11 protein-coding genes are annotated in these 17,106 nt (G+C 71.3%); 9 read left to right on the forward strand and 2 right to left on the reverse strand.

What is annotated here, in order from left to right; translation table 11 throughout:
• Positions 1-56: 56 nt before the first annotated feature.
• Positions 57-1,001, reverse strand: coding sequence for a hypothetical protein (locus tag ACFO3J_RS02840; RefSeq protein WP_386425776.1), 945 nt, complete (start codon positions 999-1,001; stop codon positions 57-59).
• 164 nt (positions 1,002-1,165) lie between these two features.
• On the opposite strand from ACFO3J_RS02840, the gene pepN reads away from it, so the two are divergent.
• From pepN to ACFO3J_RS02855, 3 genes are all read left to right on the forward strand, one after another.
• A complete protein-coding gene (gene pepN, locus ACFO3J_RS02845; protein WP_386425779.1) occupies positions 1,166-3,670 on the forward strand; it encodes an aminopeptidase N in 2,505 nt (834 codons plus the stop codon).
• Positions 3,671-3,882: 212 nt separating this feature from the next.
• Positions 3,883-5,268: a pyridoxal phosphate-dependent decarboxylase family protein gene (locus tag ACFO3J_RS02850; protein WP_386425781.1), complete on the forward strand. Its 1,386-nt coding sequence runs from the start codon at positions 3,883-3,885 to the stop codon at positions 5,266-5,268.
• Between the two features lie 17 nt (positions 5,269-5,285).
• Positions 5,286-6,953 carry a lysine N(6)-hydroxylase/L-ornithine N(5)-oxygenase family protein gene (locus ACFO3J_RS02855; protein ID WP_386425784.1) on the forward strand — a complete coding sequence of 556 codons (1,668 nt, stop codon included), beginning with the start codon at positions 5,286-5,288 and terminating at the stop codon, positions 6,951-6,953.
• Here the strand turns inward: ACFO3J_RS02855 and ACFO3J_RS02860 are convergent.
• A complete protein-coding gene (locus ACFO3J_RS02860) occupies positions 6,922-8,745 on the reverse strand; it encodes a bifunctional metallophosphatase/5'-nucleotidase (protein WP_386425787.1) in 1,824 nt (607 codons plus the stop codon). The two genes, ACFO3J_RS02855 and ACFO3J_RS02860, sit on opposite strands and share 32 nt — an antisense overlap.
• A 316-nt stretch (positions 8,746-9,061) precedes the next feature.
• On the opposite strand from ACFO3J_RS02860, the gene pyk reads away from it, so the two are divergent.
• The 6 genes from pyk to ACFO3J_RS02890 all read left to right on the forward strand — a co-directional run bounded on the left by pyk (position 9,062) and on the right by ACFO3J_RS02890 (position 17,082).
• Positions 9,062-10,498, forward strand: coding sequence for a pyruvate kinase (gene pyk / locus ACFO3J_RS02865; protein ID WP_386425788.1), 1,437 nt, complete (start codon positions 9,062-9,064; stop codon positions 10,496-10,498).
• A gap of 615 nt (positions 10,499-11,113) precedes the next feature.
• Complete coding sequence (locus tag ACFO3J_RS02870) at positions 11,114-12,340, forward strand: branched-chain amino acid ABC transporter substrate-binding protein (protein WP_386425790.1); 1,227 nt, start codon at positions 11,114-11,116, stop codon at positions 12,338-12,340.
• A 275-nt stretch (positions 12,341-12,615) separates the two neighbouring features.
• A complete protein-coding gene (locus ACFO3J_RS02875; RefSeq protein ID WP_386425793.1) occupies positions 12,616-13,545 on the forward strand; it encodes a branched-chain amino acid ABC transporter permease in 930 nt (309 codons plus the stop codon).
• 5 nt (positions 13,546-13,550) lie between these two features.
• Positions 13,551-15,401, forward strand: a complete 1,851-nt coding sequence (locus ACFO3J_RS02880) for a branched-chain amino acid ABC transporter permease (RefSeq protein WP_386426031.1) — start codon at positions 13,551-13,553, stop codon at positions 15,399-15,401.
• Between the two features lie 8 nt (positions 15,402-15,409).
• Positions 15,410-16,369, forward strand: coding sequence for an ABC transporter ATP-binding protein (locus tag ACFO3J_RS02885; RefSeq protein WP_386425795.1), 960 nt, complete (start codon positions 15,410-15,412; stop codon positions 16,367-16,369).
• Positions 16,366-17,082, forward strand: a complete 717-nt coding sequence (locus ACFO3J_RS02890; RefSeq protein WP_386425798.1) for an ABC transporter ATP-binding protein — start codon at positions 16,366-16,368, stop codon at positions 17,080-17,082. Before ACFO3J_RS02885 ends, ACFO3J_RS02890 begins: the two co-directional genes overlap by 4 nt.
• Positions 17,083-17,106: the final 24 nt, after the last annotated feature.

The raw sequence follows: 17,106 nt of genomic DNA on the forward strand, positions 1-17,106 counted from the left end.
CGCTGTTCCCTTTCCCCGGAAGGCGGACGCCCGCGGTCACGGCCCCGCCCACCGGCTCATGTGTCGACCTCCAGCGTGGTGAGACACAGCCCGCACCGCGCCCGCACCCTCCCCCTGCACGGCACCCTGATCCGCTGCTGGCACGTAGGGCAGGGAAAGGACACCCGCAGCCCCGAGGGCGACCCCTCGAACGCGTAATCACCGCCGGGCGGGGGAGCCGCCCCCGGGCTCGTGGCCGCCCGGCGGTCCTTGGCGTACCGCCGCCGCGCCGCCCACCCCGCCGCCGCCAGCGGCGGCCGCCGCAGATCCGCCCGGGCCCGCGCCAGCCCCACCCGGTACGCCTCGCGCGCCTGCGGACTGCGGAACCACGGCTCGATGTCGTCACCGAAGGCCAGCGCCCGCTTGGCCAGCACATAGCCGAATTCCTCGGGCGTGAGATAGCCCAGCTTGTACGCCGACATCACCAGCCGCTCGCCGCGGATCGCGGCCTCCTCGCGGTAGGCGTCCAGCAGCAGCCAGCCCGCGCCGAGATACGCCGTCGCGGTGTCGGTGAGGATCTCGTTGTCCCGGGTGCCGGGGAACTCCAGCCCCAGCCGGTGCAGATGGACATGCATCACCTCGTGCGCCAGCGCCGCGCCCACATCACGCCGGTCGGTACGGAAGCGCGCGTGCAGTTCGACGAAGTACTCGGGGCCCGCCGCCAGTTCCACATGGCCCGCGTGCACCATGTCCCGGAAGCCGATCACCATCCGGGCGTCCGGCAGCCGGAAGTGCCGCACCATCACCCGCGCGACCCGCTGGGCGCCCAGATAGAGATCCTCGTCGTCGGGGAAGTCCACCAGCTCCGGACGCACGCTCGCCGCGAACCGCGCCACGCCGTCCGCGGACAGCCGCCGGTACAGCGCGGTCAGCGCCGCCCGTATCGTCGCCAGATGCGGAAAGCCGTGCACGATCGGACCGCTCGCGGCGGTCGGCGTACCGGGCTCGGCCGGCTCGGCCATCGGCACCTCCCCGTGGTCATCGAGCCTACGCGCCGCACCGGGCCGCTGTCCCGGCCCCGGGCCCGCGGCAGCCCGCGCCGGGCCCGACCCAGGCCGGCCGCCGGGCTCAGCTCGGGGCGGAAAGCGGTATCCCCGGACCGGTGACGTGCGGCAACATGATTCGCATGCCTGCTCTCACCCGCGCCGAGGCGGAGACCCGCGCCCACGATCTGACCGTCCAGCACTACGCGATCGACCTCGACCTCACCCGGGGAGAGGAGGTCTTCGGCTCGACCACCACGATCCGCTTCACCGCGCTGCGCGGCTGTGACACCTTCGCCGAGCTGAAGCCCGCCGCCCTCCACCGGGTGACCCTGGACGGCGCGGAGCTGGCCCCGGCGTCGCTGGAGGACAACCGGCTGCCGCTGACCGGGCTGGCGGCGGGCGAGCACGAGCTGCGGGTCGAGGCCGACATGCGCTACTCCCGGACCGGCGAGGGCATGCACCGCTTCACCGACCCGGCCGACGGCGAGGCGTACGTCTACACACAGCTGTTCATGGACGACGTGCAGCGGGTGGCCGCCGCCTTCGACCAGCCCGACCTCAAGGCGGTCTTCGACGTCGAGGTGACCGCGCCCGAGCCGTGGACGGTCCTCGGCAACGGCGTGGCGACCCGTACCGCCCCCGGCCGCTGGCGGCTGGCCACCACCCCGCCGCTGGCCACCTACTTCCTGGCGGTGGCCGCCGGGCCCTACCACTCGGTGCGCACCGAGCACGCCGGGCTCCCCTTCGGCCTGCACTGCCGCCGCTCGCTGGCCGAGCACCTGGACCGGGAGGCGGAGGAGCTGTTCGACCTCACCCGCCGCTGCTTCGACCACTACGGCGAGATCTTCGACGAGCCCTATCCGTTCGACTCCTACGACCAGGCGTTCGTCCCCGAGTTCAACGCCGGCGCGATGGAGAACCCGGGCCTGGTCACCTTCCGCGACGACTTCGTGCACCGCTCCGCGGTCACCCCCAGCGAGGCGCAGTTCCGCGCCGTGGTGATCGCCCATGAGATGGCCCATATGTGGTTCGGCGACCTGGTGACGCTGCGCTGGTGGGACGACATCTGGCTGAACGAGTCCTTCGCCGAGTACATGGGCTACCAGGTGGTCTCCGAGGCCACCCGCTTCACCGGCACCTGGACCGACTTCGCGGTGGCCCGCAAGTCCTGGGGCTCCGACGCCGACCAGCGCCCCAGCACCCACCCGGTGGCGCCCGAGCCCGAGGCGGTGCCCGACACCGAGTCCGCGCTCACCAACTTCGACGGCATCTCCTACGCCAAGGGCGCCTCCGCGCTGCGGCAACTCGTCGCGTGGCTGGGCCGCGAGGACTTCCTGGCCGGTATCAACGAGCACTTCGCCCGGCACCGCTTCGGCAACGCCACCCTCGCCGACTTCATCGACTCGCTGTCCGGCGTCACCGAACGCGATGTCCCCGCCTGGGCCGACGCCTGGCTGCGGACCAGCGGCATCGACATCCTCACCCCTGTGGCGTCCCCGGCCCCCGGCGGCTGGCGGCTGGAGGTCACCCACAGCGGCAGCCGCCCGCACCGCGTCGAGGCCGGGCTCTACGACCGGGTGGCCGGCGTGCCGGCCCGGCTGGTGCCGCGCGAGCGCGTCACCCTCGACATCGTGGCGACCTCGGCGGTCGGCAAACGCGATCTGGACGGTCCCCGGCCCGATGTGATCCTGCTCAACGACGGCGACCTGTCCTACACCAAGGTCCGCTTCGACGAGCACTCGTGGGAGGCCGTCACCGAGGCGCTGGCCACGCTGCCCGACCCGCTGAGCCGGGCGGTGACCTGGAAGGCGGCCCGCGACCTGGTCCGCGACGCGCGGACCGCGCCCGCCGACCACCTCGCGCTGGTCGCGCGTCATCTGCCCGCCGAGACCGACCCGTTCATCATCGAGGCCGTCCTCGGCTTCGCCCGCGACCACGTCGCCGACCGCTTCCTGGCGCCGCGGCTGCGCCAGGAAGCGCTCACCTCGCTCGCCGCCACCAGCCGCGCCCTGCTGGCCACCGGACCGCGGGACAGCCGGCTCGCCGCCACCCGCAGCCTGGTCGACGCGGCGATCACCGCCGAGGACGCGGCCGAGCTGCGCCGCTGGTACGACGCGGACGCCATCCCCGGCGGCTGCCCGGTCGACCCCGAACTGCGCTGGAAGATGCTGCTGCGGCTGACCGTGCTGGGCGCGGCCGGCCCCGCCGACATCGCCGCGCAGGAGGCCCGCGACCCCAGCGCCAAGGGCCGTGAGGGCGCGGCCCGCTGCCGGGCGGCGCTGCCCGACGCCGAGGCCAAGGAGGCCGCCTGGCAGTCGCTGTTCCACGACGACTCGCTGTCCAACTACCTCTTCGCCGCGACCGCCGAGGGCTTCTGGCACCCCGAACAGCTGGAGCTGATACGGGACTTCGTCCCCCGCTACTGGACCGACGCCGCCGCCCTCGCCGCCCGGCGCGGCCCCGCCATCGCGGAGACCGCGGGGCGGGCCGGCTTCCCGGACACCGCGGTGGACGCCGGGACGCTGGCCGCGGGCCGTACCGCCCTCGGCGACCCGACGCTCACCCCCGCGCTGCACCGCGCGCTGGCCGACCGCCTGGACGAACTGGAGCGGATCCTGCGGGTCCGGTCCGCCTTCGGCGGCTGAGCCCCCGGCCTCCCACGGCGGTGGGCCGGGCGCGCCCGGCCCGCCGGGGTCCGGGAATCCGCCGGTCGGCGGCCGGATACGTACCCATTCGGCGCAATCGTCGTTGAGCAGGGCGAGCTGGTGCCGCGGCCGGAAGGGTTGGCCGGGCGTCGCGAAGCGGTGAGCCCTTCCGGCCGCGGCACCGGCGATACGCCGAGCCATGAGGACCGTCCATGCCGATGCCCGCTCTTGCCGGAGGCCGTCAAGGGGCGGAGGAGTTGCGTCCGCTGGTGCAGCTCGTGCTCGACGCGCTCACCGAAGGGGCGCGTCGGCGCGGGGGGCCGGTGCCCCGCGGCGGGCCGGCCGCGGTCGCGGCCGGCGTCGACGAGGCGCTGGGCGAGGCGATGCCCCGGGACGGCCGAGGCGAGCGCGAGTCCCTGCACACCCTGGTCCGGATGCTCGCCGAGGGCGCGGCCGATCCCGCCGAGCCGTTCTGCGCCGCCCATCTGCACTGCCCGCCGCTGGCGGTGGCCGCCGCCGCCGACCTGGCCGCGTCCGCGCTGAATCCCTCGCTGGACTCCTGGGACCAGGCGCCGGCCGCCGGTGAGCTGGAGATCCGGGTCACCCGCGCCCTGGCCGCACTGGTCTTCCCCGACCTGCCCGCGCCCGACGCGCTGGTCACCACCGGCGGCACCGAGTCCAACCAGCTCGCGCTGCTGCTGGCCAGGGAGCGGGCGGCCGGCGGCCCCCGGGTCCAAGTGGTGTGCGGGGCCAGCGCCCACCACAGCGTGCTGCGCGCCGCCTGGCTGCTGGGACTGCCGCACCCGATGGTGGTGGACACCCCGACCGGCGTGCTCGACCCGGCGGCCGTCGCCGGCGCGCTGGACGAACTGCCGGTCCGCGCCCTGGTGGTGGCCACCGCCGGCACCACCGACACCGGCGCGATCGACCCGCTGCGCCAGATCGCCGCCGTCACCTCCCACTACGGCGCCGAGCTCCATGTGGACGCCGCCTACGGCGGCCCGCTGCTGTTCAGCCGCCGCGAGTCCGGCAAGCTCGACGGGCTCCAGTCCGCCGTGTCGGTCTCCCTCGACCTGCACAAACTCGGCTGGCAGCCGGTCGCGGCCGGGCTGCTCGCCGTCCCCGACAGCGCCGCCCTGCGCCCGCTGGAGCACCAGGCCGACTATCTGAACGCCGGCGACGACACCGACGCCGGGCTGCCCGACCTCCTCGGCCGCTCGCTGCGCACCAGCCGCCGCCCCGACGTCCTCAAGGTCGCCGTCACCCTGCGCGCCCTCGGCCGGGAGGGCATGGCCGCCCTGGTGGACGCGGTCTGCGACCGGGCCCGGGACCTCGCCGCCAAGGTCGAGCAGCACCCCGACCTGGTGCTGTACGGACAGCCGACGATCAGCACCGTGCTGTTCCGGCCCCGCGCCGCCGACGACGAGGCGGTCGCCGAACTGCGCCGCCGGCTGCTGTACGGGGGCCGGGCGGTCTTCGGCCGGGCCCGCGCCGACGGCCGGCTGTGGCTCAAGGCGACCCTGCTGAACCCGTATCTGCGCCCGGAAGACCTCGACGCGCTCCTCCAGCTCGCAACGGAAGGCATCACCGCCCGATGAACGCTCCGACGCCCCCCATGCCCGCATCGGCCCCGGAGCCCGTCCCGGACCCTCCCGCCGCGGGGACCGTCGCGCTGCCCGCGCCCGCCGCGGGCACCGGGACCGCGCCCGCCCCCCAGCCGGTCACCGCCCCGGCCACCGATCCCCTGGCCGACCCCATGACCCGGCCGGTGACCGATCCCGTGGGCGTCCCGCTGACCATCCCCGTAGCCGTCGTTCCCGCCGCGGCGCCCGAGGTGCCGCCGCAGCCGGTAGCCGCGGAGCCGGCGGCGGCGGATCCCGCCCCGGCCGCGCCCGGCGCCGAGGAGCCCTACGACCTGCTCGGCATCGGGGTCGGGCCGTTCAACCTCTCGCTGGCCGCCCTCGCCGACGGCATCCCGGGCCTCACCGCGGCCTTCTACGACCAGGGCCCGGCCTTCCACTGGCACCCCGGGCTGCTCATCGACGGCGCCCTCCTCCAAGTGCCGTTCCTCGCCGACCTGGTGACCCTCGCCGATCCGGCCAGCCGCTGGTCGTTCCTGAACTGGCTCAAGTCGAGCGAACGCCTGTTCCCCTTCTATTTCGCCGAGCGCTTCCACGTCCACCGCGCCGAGTACGACGCCTACTGCCGCTGGGTCGCCGACGCACTGCCCAGCGTCCACTTCGGGCAGCAGGTCGACTCGGTGCGCTGGAATCCGGCCGCCGCCCGCTTCGAGGTCGACCACACCCGGCTCGACGCGAACGGCGAGGCCGAGGCGCTGGGCCGCACCCACGCCCGCCACCTCGTCCTCGGCATCGGCACCGTCCCCTACGTACCCGAGCCGATGCGCCCGCTGGCCGAGAGCCCCACCGTGCCGGTGGTCCACTCCGCGCACTACCTCGACCAGCGCGAGCGGCTGCTGGCCGCCGACCACATCACCGTCGTCGGCTCCGGGCAGTCCGGCGCCGAGGTGTTCCTCGACCTGCTGCGGGCGCGCCCGGCCGGGCGTGAGCGCCTGACCTGGCTGGCCCGCACCCCCGCCTTCGCTCCGATGGAGTACAGCAAGCTCGGCCTGGAGCACTTCACCCCCGACTACAGCCGCTATTTCCACGGGCTGGCCGAATCCGTCCGCGACCGGGTGCTGCCCGGGCAGTGGCAGCTCCACAAGGGCATCGACACCGAGACCATCACCGCGATCCACCACGAGCTCTACCGCCGGACCCTCGAAGGCGGCTGGCCGGACGCCGTCCTCACCCCCGGGGTCACCGTGCGCACGGCCGGCCGGATCGGCACCCAGAGCATCGAACTGCACCTGGAGCACGCCGACCAGGGCACCCGTACCCGGCTGATCACCAGCGCCGTGGTGCTGGCCACCGGTTACCGGGAGCGCCCGCTGGACCGGCTGCTCGGCCCGCTCGACGCGGCCATCAAGAAGGACGCGGCGGGCCGGCCGAGGGTCGACGCCCGGCACCGCCTCGAACTCGACGCCTCGATCACCGGCCGGATCTACGTACAGAACGCCGAGCGCCACAGCCACGGCGTCGGCGCCCCCGACCTCGGACTCGCGGCCTGGCGGTCGGCGTCGGTGCTCAACGACCTCACCGGTCTGCTCACCGGGGAGGAGCACTATCCGCTGCCCGCCAGGACCGCCTTCACCACCTTCGGCCTCGACGGAACCGCCGCGAGCGACGTGCCTACCCGAACAGCGGCACTCCGGCGCGGGTGAGCCGCCACGTGTCGCCGCCGAAGGACGACGGGTCGATCGTGCCGTGCGCCTGCACCCAGGCGATGATCGTGTTGCGGATCTCGTCCGAGCTGGACCACACCGAGGTCGCGGCGGCGACATGCGGGTAGTTGCTGCCGCCGCCGGAGCGGTAGTTGTTGACCGCCAGCACGAAGGAGGCCGCCGGGTCGACCGGCGCGCCGCCGAAGGTCAGCGCGGTGATCCGTGAGCCGGCCGGCTGGGAGATGTCGATGTCGTACGACACCCCGCTGAGCACGTCATAGCTGTAGTCGGGGGTGTTGTTGGCGTTGGTGATCTTCGTGACGTCCACCGGGGCGTCCGGCGCGGTCTGCACGAAGTAGGCCGCGGACCACTCCAGGTAGTCTTTCACCTGGGCGCCGGTGAGGATCTTCGCGTCCAGGGTGTTCTCGTAGACGTAGAGCCCGGCGACATCGCGCAGCGACACCTGCCCGGCCGGTATGGCGGCGGTCCGGGAGAAGGGCGACGCCTCGGACAGCACCGGCAGCGAGGCGTAGGCGGTGCCGGCCAGCCCGGCCCGGACGGTGTCGGCCTGCACCAGGTTGATGAAGTCGACGATCGGGGTGTCCTTGTACGTCGACTCGGCCGCCGACATCGCCTCGGAGCAGCTGCCGACGACCTGGTTGACATAGCCCACCACCTTCTGGTGCTCGTCGTGCACCAGCCGGGCCACCACCGGGTCCTCCTCGACGGTGTTGGCGTTGCGGACCTCGGCGGTGACCGAGGTGACCTGCCAGCGACCGTGTTCGAACTCCAGGTCGAAGTCGAAGACGCTGAGCCGCATGCCCCAGTACAGCGGCTCGGACAGCACCACCGTCCTGCCGGTCTGCTGGTTGACGACCAGCGTCTGCGGCCGCTCCACATGGGTGTGGCCGACCAGGATCGCGTCGATGCCGGGGACCTGCTGGGCCACCAGCGAGGAGGCGTTCTCCGGGTAGGGCACCGCGTCCCCGTAGGAGGTGCTGCCGTCCAGACCGGAGTGGTCGGTGCAGATCACCACGTCGCAGCCCAGCGCCCGCAGCTTCGGCACATAGACCTTCGCCTGCTCCACCAGGCCGGGGAAGGCCAGCTTGCCCTGCACATTCGCCTTGTCCCACACCGCGATACCCGGGTTGGTCAGGCCCAGGATGCCGACCTTGACGGCCGGGCGGCCCTCGACGCGGATCTCCTTGACCAGATACGGCGGGAAGGCCGGCCGCAGCGTCTTGGCGTCGACCGCGTTGGCGGCCAGCAGCGGGAAGTCGCACTGCTCCTGGAAGGCGCGCAGCAGCGGGATGCCGTAGTTGAACTCGTGGTTGCCGAGCGCGGCGGCGTCGTACTTCAGATGGTTCATGGCCAGCGCCATCGGGTGGCGCGGGCCCTTGTGCGCGCCGGTGATCGGCTCGACCCGGGCGTAGTAGTACGACAGCTGGGTGCCCTGGATGATGTCGCCGGCGTCGATCAGCAGGGTGCGGTCGTGGCCCTTCTCCTGCCGGGCGCCGGCCACCAGGGTGGCGATCTTGGCCAGGCCCACGTCGTTGTGGGTGGCGTCGTCGTAGGCGGCGTTGGTGAAGTAGTCCCAGTTCAGAGCGTGACCGTGCAGATCGGTGGTGCCGAGCACGCGCAGGCTGAAGGTCTTCGGGGGGTGCTCGTGGCCGTGCCGGTGATCGGCAGCCTCGGCGGGCGACGCGGCGGCGGTGCCGACCGCCCCGGTCAGCGCCAGGCCGGCGCCGGTGGCGGCCGATCGGTTGATGAAGTCCCTGCGGTTGAGGGCCATCTGGTCTCCCGGTGAAGTGAGGGGCCGGAGCGGGGTACGACGCGCGTAGATTCTGGACCACCACGCCCCTGCCGCGACACCCCCTGTCGGGGGGCCGTATGCCGCTCACCGCGGCACCGAATGCCACCTTTCGCGGCACGCCGCGCCACCGGTCGGTGCCGGTAAGACACGCTCCCGGCCACCGAGGGTGACCGGAATGCTCATCAGAGCGCGACCCTGCACACTTCGATACTTGTCAACAAGCGTTAATCCAGACGTCGTTGGGCAGTTGCCGTCACCGTGTTCCCTACCAACGAGTAAGTCATACGCTCGATACATGCGCCGAGCCAAAATTGTCTGCACTCTGGGACCCGCCACCGACTCGTACGACCAGATCAAAGCACTGGTCGACGCCGGCATGGACGTGGCCCGCCTGAACCTGAGCCACGGGTCCTACGCCGAGCACGAGGACCGTTACCGAAGGGTTCGCAAGGCCGCCGAGGAGAGCGGTCGCAGCGTCGGCATCCTGGTCGACCTTCAGGGCCCGAAGATCCGGCTCGGCCGCTTCGCCGAAGGGCCGGTACTCCTTGAACGCGGCGACGAGTTCACCATCACGATGGACGACATCGAGGGTGACCAGCAGATCTGCGGCACCACGTACAAGGGTCTGACCGCCGATGTCGCCCGCGGCGAACGCATCCTGGTGGACGACGGACGGGTGACTCTCGAAGTCACCGACGTCGAGGGCCCCCGGGTGCACACCATGGTCATCGAGGGCGGCATGATCTCCGACCACAAGGGGCTCAACCTCCCCGGGGTCGCGGTCTCGGTGCCCGCCCTGTCCGAAAAGGACATCCGCGACCTGCGCTGGGGCCTGCGGATCGGCGCCGACGTGATCGCGCTGTCCTTCGTCCGCACCGGACGGGACGTCCAGGACGTGCACCGGATCATGGACGAGGAGGGCCGCCGCGTCCCGGTCATCGCCAAGGTCGAGAAGCCGCAGGCGGTCGACAACCTGAGCGACATCGTCGACGCCTTCGACGGCATCATGGTCGCCCGCGGCGACCTGGGCGTCGAGATGCCGCTGGAGGCGGTGCCGATGGTGCAGAAGCGCGCGGTCGCGCTCGCCCGCCGCAACGCCAAGCCGGTCATCGTCGCCACCCAGATGCTCGACTCGATGATCGACAACTCGCGGCCCACCCGCGCCGAGGCCAGCGACGTCGCCAACGCCGTGATGGACGGCACCGACGCGGTGATGCTGTCCGGCGAGACCAGCGTCGGCAAGTACCCGATCGAGACCGTCAAGGTCATGTCGCGGATCATCACCGCGGCCGAGGAGGAGATCCTGTCCGGCGGCCTGCCGCCGCTCACCGACCAGAACAAGCCCCGCACCCAGGGCGGCGCCGTCGCCCGCGCCGCCGCCGAGATGGGCGACTTCCTCGGCGCCCGCTTCCTGGTCGCCTTCACCCAGTCCGGCGACACCGTACGGCGCCTGTCCCGCTACCGCTCGCCGATCCCGGTGCTCGCCTTCACCCCGGAGCCCGCCACCCGCTCGCAGCTCAATCTGACCTGGGGCGTGGAGAGCTTCCTCGGCCCGATGGTGCAGACCACCGACGAGATGGTCCAGCAGGTCGACGAGGAGCTGCTGCGGATCGGCCGCTGCAAGAAGGGCGACGTCGTGGTCATCACGGCCGGCTCCCCGCCCGGCATGCCCGGCACCACCAACATGGTCCGCGTCCACCACATCGGCGAGGACGACTCGCCCAAGCGATGACCGCGGGCACGCCACGCCCAGCCGCCGCGGAGCGTGAATCCGTCCGGGCCGGTGACCGACAGGCGCTATTCCCCTTTTACTGCTGACCTCTCTTGTGCCCCCGCCCGACGCACCGGCGGGGGCACCGCCATTCGCCCGCGCGCTAAGCGGCCCGGCGCAGGCAATCGGCAGGCAATCCGCAGGCAATTAACGCAGCGTAACCTCGACGCAATACGGATTCAAAGATCCAAGTCGTCCCGCACCGGCCCGCCGAGCTGCCGTTGTCCCGACCCGTGAGATCTTGCCGGTTCGACCGCCCGCACCCGCCCGGCGCCCGTCCGCGCCACATCGGAAGTGCGGGTTCTCATCATGCGGACTGCCGCGCATAGCAGGCCAATTGGGACGAGAGGCCTGATGAAACCTCAGCAGAAGCTCAAAAGTTTCGGATTGGCATAACAAGACAGTCACACTCTTCGCCGCACCTCTGCGCGACCCCCCTCACCACGCCTAGAGTCACGGCCAGTCACTGCGCCACCGGATTTGTCAGTTCGGGTTCCAGCGCGCGACTCGGCCTCTCATCAGAGACGGCCGCGCCAGGGGAAAGGACTGATTGTGCGTAACCGTTCCTTGCTGATAATGACTTCCGTGCTTGCCACGGGAGCGCTCACCCTCACCGCCTGCGGCTCGCGGAGCGACGACGACAAGAAGGGCAGCGGGGACAGCACCAGCGCCGCCAGCACCAACGTCGTCATCGGCGTCGACGCCCCGCTCACCGGCTCCAACTCCGCGACCGGCCTGGGCATCCAGTACGGCGTGAAGATCGCCGTCGACGACGCCAACAAGAACAACCTGGTGCCCGGCGTCCACTTCAGCCTCAAGGCGTTCGACGACAAGGCGCTGCCGGCCACCGGCCAGCAGAACGCCACCGCCATCACCGGCGACCCCAGCATCTACGCCGCCGTCGGCCCGCTCAACTCCGGTGTCGCCCGCTCGATGCAGCAGGTCTTCGCCTCCGCCAAGATGGTCGAGATCTCCCCGTCCAACACCGCCGTCGACCTGACGCAGGGCAAGGACTGGGCGACCGGCACCAAGGCGCGCCCCTTCACGGACTACTTCCGCACCGCGACCACCGACGCGATCCAGGGCGGCTTCGCCGCCGAGTACGCGTACAAGAACGCGGGCAAGAAGAAGGTCTACGTCGTCGACGACAAGCAGGCCTACGGCGCCGGCCTGGCCAACCTGTTCAAGCAGCACTTCACCGAGCTCGGCGGCAAGGTGGCGGGCACCGACCACGTCAACACCGGCGACAAGGACTTCGGCACCCTCGTCACCAAGATCAAGAACTCGGGCGCCGACCTGCTCTACTACGGCGGCCAGTACGACGAGGCCCAGCTGCTCTCCAAGCAGCTCAAGGGAGCCGGCGCGCACATCCCGCTGATGGGCGGCGACGGCATCTTCTCCGACACCTACATCCAGGTGGCCGGCGCCGCGTCCGAGGGCGACCTGGCCACGTCGGTCGGTGTCCCCGTCACCACCCTGCCGGCCGCCAAGGACTTCATCGCGACCTACAAGGCCAACAACTACCCCGGTGACTACGGCACCTACGGCGGTTACTCCTACGACGCCGCCACCGCCATCATCAAGGCCGTGAAGACCGTCATGGACGCCAACGGCGGCAAGCTGCCGGCCAGTTCGGTCGCCCGCGAGAAGCTCATCGACGCGGTCCAGAAGAGCGACTTCGACGGCATCGCCGGCCATGTCTCCTTCGACCAGTACGGCGACACCACCAACAAGCAGCTGACCGTGTACCAGGTCAAGAGCGGCAAGTGGGTCGCGGTCCAGAGCGGTACCTACACCGGCTGACCTCCCACCGCGGGAACACCCGGGGCCGCGCGGCTGCGCATCCGCCGTGCGGCCCACTGCCCGCGGTCCGCCGCCGGCGCTCCACCGCCCGCGCTTCACCGCGCGGGCCCCAACCGCCCGCGCCACAGCCTGTGTTCCGCCGAAACGGCGACCGGGCCTGCCGCGCGGGCCCCCGCGTACCCAGCCCCACCCCCGCCCCACCCCCGCCCCACCCCCGCCCCACCCCCGCCCCACCCCTCGTACCCCCCTGCTCCCAGCGACATGGAGGCCATGCGGTGCACACTCTGCCGCAACAGCTGGCCAACGGGCTGTTCCTCGGCTCGATGTACGGGCTCATCGCCATCGGCTACACGATGGTGTACGGCATCGTCCAGCTCATCAACTTCGCCCACGGCGAGATCTTCATGACCGGCGGGTTCGGCGCCCTCACGGTCTACATCAACCTCCCCAGCGGCACCTCGATGTGGCTGGCGCTCCCGCTGATGCTCGTCGGCGGCGCCATCATCGCCGTCCTCATCGCCATCGGTGCCGAACGCCTCGCCTACCGCCCGTTGCGCGGCGGCCCCCGGCTGGCCCCGCTGATCACCGCCATCGGCCTGTCGCTGACGCTCCAGCAAGCCGTCTTCAACTGGTACCCGGACGCCAAGAGCGCGCGGTCCTTCCCGCAGCTGCCCGGCGGCCCGTACCACCTCGGCTCGGTCGACATCCAGTCCGCCGACGTCTTCCTGCTCGCCGCCGGTCTGATCAGCATGACCGCGCTGGCCTTCTTCGTCCGCACCTCGCGCACCGGCCGTGCCATGCAGGCCACCGCCCAGGACCCGGACACCGCCCAGCTGATGGGCATCGACACCAACCGCATCATCGTGGTCGCCTTCGCCATCGGCGGCCTGTTCGCCGCCATCGCCGGCGTCGCCTACGGGCTCAAATACGGCTCGGTCGACTACAGCATGGGCTTCCAGGCCGGCCTGAAGGCCTTCACCGCCGCCGTCCTCGGCGGCATCGGCAACATCTACGGCGCCATGATCGGCGGCCTCGTGCTCGGCATCGCCGAAGCGCTCGCCACCGCGTACATCGCCAACATCCCCGGCATGGAGCAGCTCGGCGGCCAGGCCTGGTCGGCGGTCTGGTCCTTCGTTCTGCTCATCGTCGTCCTGCTGCTACGGCCACAGGGGCTGTTCGGCGAACGCGTAGCGGACAGGGCGTGAGCGAGATGACCATCACCGAGACCCCCATCGCCTCCGAGCAGCGCACCCACGAGACCTCCCCGGTCATCAAGCTGCCCACCGCCGCCGCCCGCGCGCTGACCACCGCGGGCGCCGCCCTGACCATCGTCTCCACCTTCCTGTCCTGGACCTACACCACGGACTTCCCCGGCGACCTGACCGTCACCGGATACCCCGGCGGCCTGCAGATCATCACGCTCGTCGCCGCGGCCCTCACCCTGCTGTACGCGGTGGCCGGCTACGGCCTGCGCGGCCTGCGCGGGCTCAACCCGACCGGCAGCAACAACGCCACCCTGATCTTCACCCTCGGCGCCTTCGCCACCACCTGGTACACCGTCGTCGCCATCGCGGCGGAACTCGGCGGCACGGCCAACCTCGACCCCGGAGCCTTCCTCGCGGCGGGCGCCACCCTCGCCACCCTGATCGGGGCACTCGGCCTGCCCGTCGACCGGCGGACGCCCGACCCGGACCGGAACCGGATCCACGTACCCGGCCTGCCCTACGGGTTCATCGCCTTCGTCGTCTCGCTGCGCCTCGGCGGCATCACCCGCCCCGTGCCCGACGCGCGCAGGCTGCCCGGCTGGCTCCAGCGGGCGATCATCACCGTCGCCGCCGCCATCGGGCTGTTCCTCTTCAACTACGGCATCGCCACCGGCTACGGCGAGCTCTTCGTCGGGTTCACGCTCGTCCTGTGCTTCGGTGTCTGGGCGCTCAACGCCTCCGGACTGGCCGCGCAGTTCTCCCAGCTCAGCGCCGCCAACCGCAACTTCACCCGGGCGATGGGCTTCCTGGCCGCCATCGCCTACCCGTTCATCCAGCACAACGACCACTTCGCCAATATCGGCGTCAACATCCTCATCTTCGGTACCACCGCCCTCGGCCTCAACATCGTTGTCGGCCTCACCGGACTGCTCGACCTCGGCTATGTCGCCTTCCTCGGCGTCGGCGCCTACGCCGCGGCGCTCGTCTCCGGCTCCGAGTACTCCATCTGGTCCGGCACCCAGTTCCCCTTCTGGGCCGCCGCGCTCACCGGCATGGCCGCCTCGCTGGTCTTCGGCGTCCTGATCGGCGCGCCGACCCTGCGGCTGCGCGGCGACTACCTGGCCATCGTCACCCTCGGCTTCGGTGAGATCTTCCGCATCGCCGTCAACAACATGGACGGCAGCTCCGGCCCCAACATCACCAACGGCCCGAACGGCATCTCGAACATCCCCGACCTGTCGCTCTTCGGCTTCAACCTCGGCGTCGCGCACAACCTCGGCTCGATCACCCTGGGCCGGTTCGCCAACTACTTCTTCCTGATGCTGATCATCACCGGCATCGTCGTCCTGATCTTCACCCGCGCCGCCGACTCCCGCATCGGCCGCGCCTGGGTCGCCATCCGCGAGGACGAGACCGCCGCGACTGCCATGGGCATCAACGGCTTCCGGGTCAAGCTCATCGCCTTCGCGCTCGGCGCCTCGCTGGCCGGACTCGCCGGAACGGTCAGCGCGCACGTCACCTACGCCGTCGTACCCAACCCCTACCAGTTCGCCGGAGCCGCGGCGCCCAACTCGGCGTTCCTGCTCGCGGCCGTCGTGCTCGGCGGCATGGGAACGGTCAGCGGACCCTTCCTCGGCGCCGCGCTGCTCTACCTCATCCCGGAGAAGCTGGACTTCCTGGCGAACTACCAGCTCTTCGCCTTCGGCATCGCCCTCGTCCTCATCATGCGGTTCCGGCCGGAAGGCGTCATCGCCGACCGCCGCCGCAAGCTGGAGTTCCACGAGGACGCCGTCCTGGTCCCCGCGCAGCGCCCACTCGGCGACGACACCGTCCCGGCCAGCACGGCAGGGGCGTGAAAGACACCATGACCACCACCAGCACCCAGGCGCCCGTCCCCGCCCAGACCCCCGACAGCGTCCCGCTGCTGCAGGCCAGCGGCGTCATCATGCGCTTCGGCGGCCTCACCGCCGTTCAGAACGTGTCCCTGACCGTCAACAGCGGCGAGATCGTCGGCCTGATCGGCCCCAACGGCGCCGGCAAGACCACCTTCTTCAACTGCCTCACCGGGCTGTACGTCCCCACCGAGGGCACCGTCAGCTACCGCGGCACCGTCCTGCCGCCCAAGCCCCACCTCGTCACCAAGGCCGGGCTCGCCCGTACCTTCCAGAACATCCGGCTGTTCGCCAATATGACGGTGCTGGAGAACGTCCTGGTCGGCCGGCACACCCGCACCCGCGAGGGACTCCTGTCGGCCCTCATCCGCGGCCCCGGCTACCACAAGGCGGAAGCCAAGTCCCGCCAACGGGCCATGGAGCTCCTGGAGTTCACCGGCCTGGCCGAGAAGGCGGAGCACCTCGCCCGCAACCTGCCCTACGGCGAACAGCGCAAGCTCGAAATAGCCCGGGCACTGGCCAGCGAACCCGGACTGCTGCTGCTGGACGAACCCACCGCCGGCATGAACCCCCAGGAGACCCGGGCCACCGAGGAACTCGTCTTCGCCATCCGGGACCAGGGCATCGCCGTCCTCGTCATCGAGCACGACATGCGGTTCATCTTCAACCTCTGCGACCGGGTGGCCGTCCTCGTCCAGGGCCAGCTGCTGGTCGAAGGCACCTCCGAGGTCGTCCAGCGCGACGAACGGGTCATCGCCGCGTATCTCGGCGAGCCGATCGCCGGAGAGGGCGAAACGGGCGAGGCGCAGCCGGCGGCGACTTCGGCGGCGGCTTCGGAAGTGGCTTCGGCGGCGGAGCAGCCGGCCGGGGAGCAGCCCGCGCCGGACGAAGCGGCCCCGGCCGACGACGAGCAGCAGGAGAACGACCGATGACCGCACTGCTCGAAGTCGAGAACCTCCGCGTCGCCTACGGCAAGATCGAAGCCGTCAAAGGCATCAGCTTCTCCGTGGAAGCCGGCCAGGTCGTCACCCTGATCGGCACCAACGGCGCCGGCAAGACCACCACCCTGCGCACCCTCAGCGGCCTGCTCAAGCCCGTCGGCGGCCGCGTCGTCTTCGACGGCAAGCCGCTCGCCCGGGTCCCCGCGCACAAGATCGTGGCCCTCGGCCTGGCCCACTCGCCCGAAGGCCGCCACATCTTCCCCCGGCTCAGCATCGAGCAGAATCTCCAGCTCGGCGCCTACCTCCGCAAGGACCCGGCCGGAATCACCAAGGACATCGAACGCGCCTACGAGCTCTTCCCCATCCTCGGCGAACGCCGCCGCCAGGCGGCCGGCACCCTGTCCGGCGGCGAGCAGCAGATGCTCGCCATGGGCCGCGCCCTGATGTCCCAGCCCAAACTGCTCATGCTCGACGAACCCTCCATGGGCCTGTCGCCGATCATGATGCAGAAGATCATGTCCACCATCGTGGAACTCAAGTCCCAGGGCACCACCATCCTGCTCGTCGAGCAGAACGCCCAGGCGGCGCTCTCGCTGGCCGACCAGGCCCATGTGATGGAGATCGGCACCATCAAGCTCTCCGGGACCGGACAGGAACTCCTGCACGACGAAGGCGTCCGCAAGACCTACCTCGGCGAGGACTGAGCAGCCCGCACGCACGCCGATCAG

The sequence above is a fragment of the Streptomyces polygonati genome (genome assembly GCF_042650325.1).
Lineage (GTDB): Bacteria > Actinomycetota > Actinomycetes > Streptomycetales > Streptomycetaceae > Actinacidiphila > Actinacidiphila polygonati.

Excerpts from the sequence above, each read along its gene's own strand:
- ACFO3J_RS02840 (WP_386425776.1), bottom strand. The coding sequence starts at position 1,001 with ATGGCCGAGCCGGCCGAGCCCGGTACGCCGACCGCCGCGAGCGGTCCG.
- pepN (WP_386425779.1), top strand. The coding sequence starts at position 1,166 with ATGCCTGCTCTCACCCGCGCCGAGGCGGAGACCCGCGCCCACGATCTG.
- ACFO3J_RS02850 (WP_386425781.1), top strand. The coding sequence starts at position 3,883 with ATGCCGATGCCCGCTCTTGCCGGAGGCCGTCAAGGGGCGGAGGAGTTG.
- ACFO3J_RS02855 (WP_386425784.1), top strand. The coding sequence starts at position 5,286 with ATGCCCGCATCGGCCCCGGAGCCCGTCCCGGACCCTCCCGCCGCGGGG.
- ACFO3J_RS02860 (WP_386425787.1), bottom strand. The coding sequence starts at position 8,745 with ATGGCCCTCAACCGCAGGGACTTCATCAACCGATCGGCCGCCACCGGC.
- pyk (WP_386425788.1), top strand. The coding sequence starts at position 9,062 with ATGCGCCGAGCCAAAATTGTCTGCACTCTGGGACCCGCCACCGACTCG.
- ACFO3J_RS02870 (WP_386425790.1), top strand. The coding sequence starts at position 11,114 with ATGACTTCCGTGCTTGCCACGGGAGCGCTCACCCTCACCGCCTGCGGC.
- ACFO3J_RS02880 (WP_386426031.1), top strand. The coding sequence starts at position 13,551 with ATGACCATCACCGAGACCCCCATCGCCTCCGAGCAGCGCACCCACGAG.
- ACFO3J_RS02885 (WP_386425795.1), top strand. The coding sequence starts at position 15,410 with ATGACCACCACCAGCACCCAGGCGCCCGTCCCCGCCCAGACCCCCGAC.
- ACFO3J_RS02890 (WP_386425798.1), top strand. The coding sequence starts at position 16,366 with ATGACCGCACTGCTCGAAGTCGAGAACCTCCGCGTCGCCTACGGCAAG.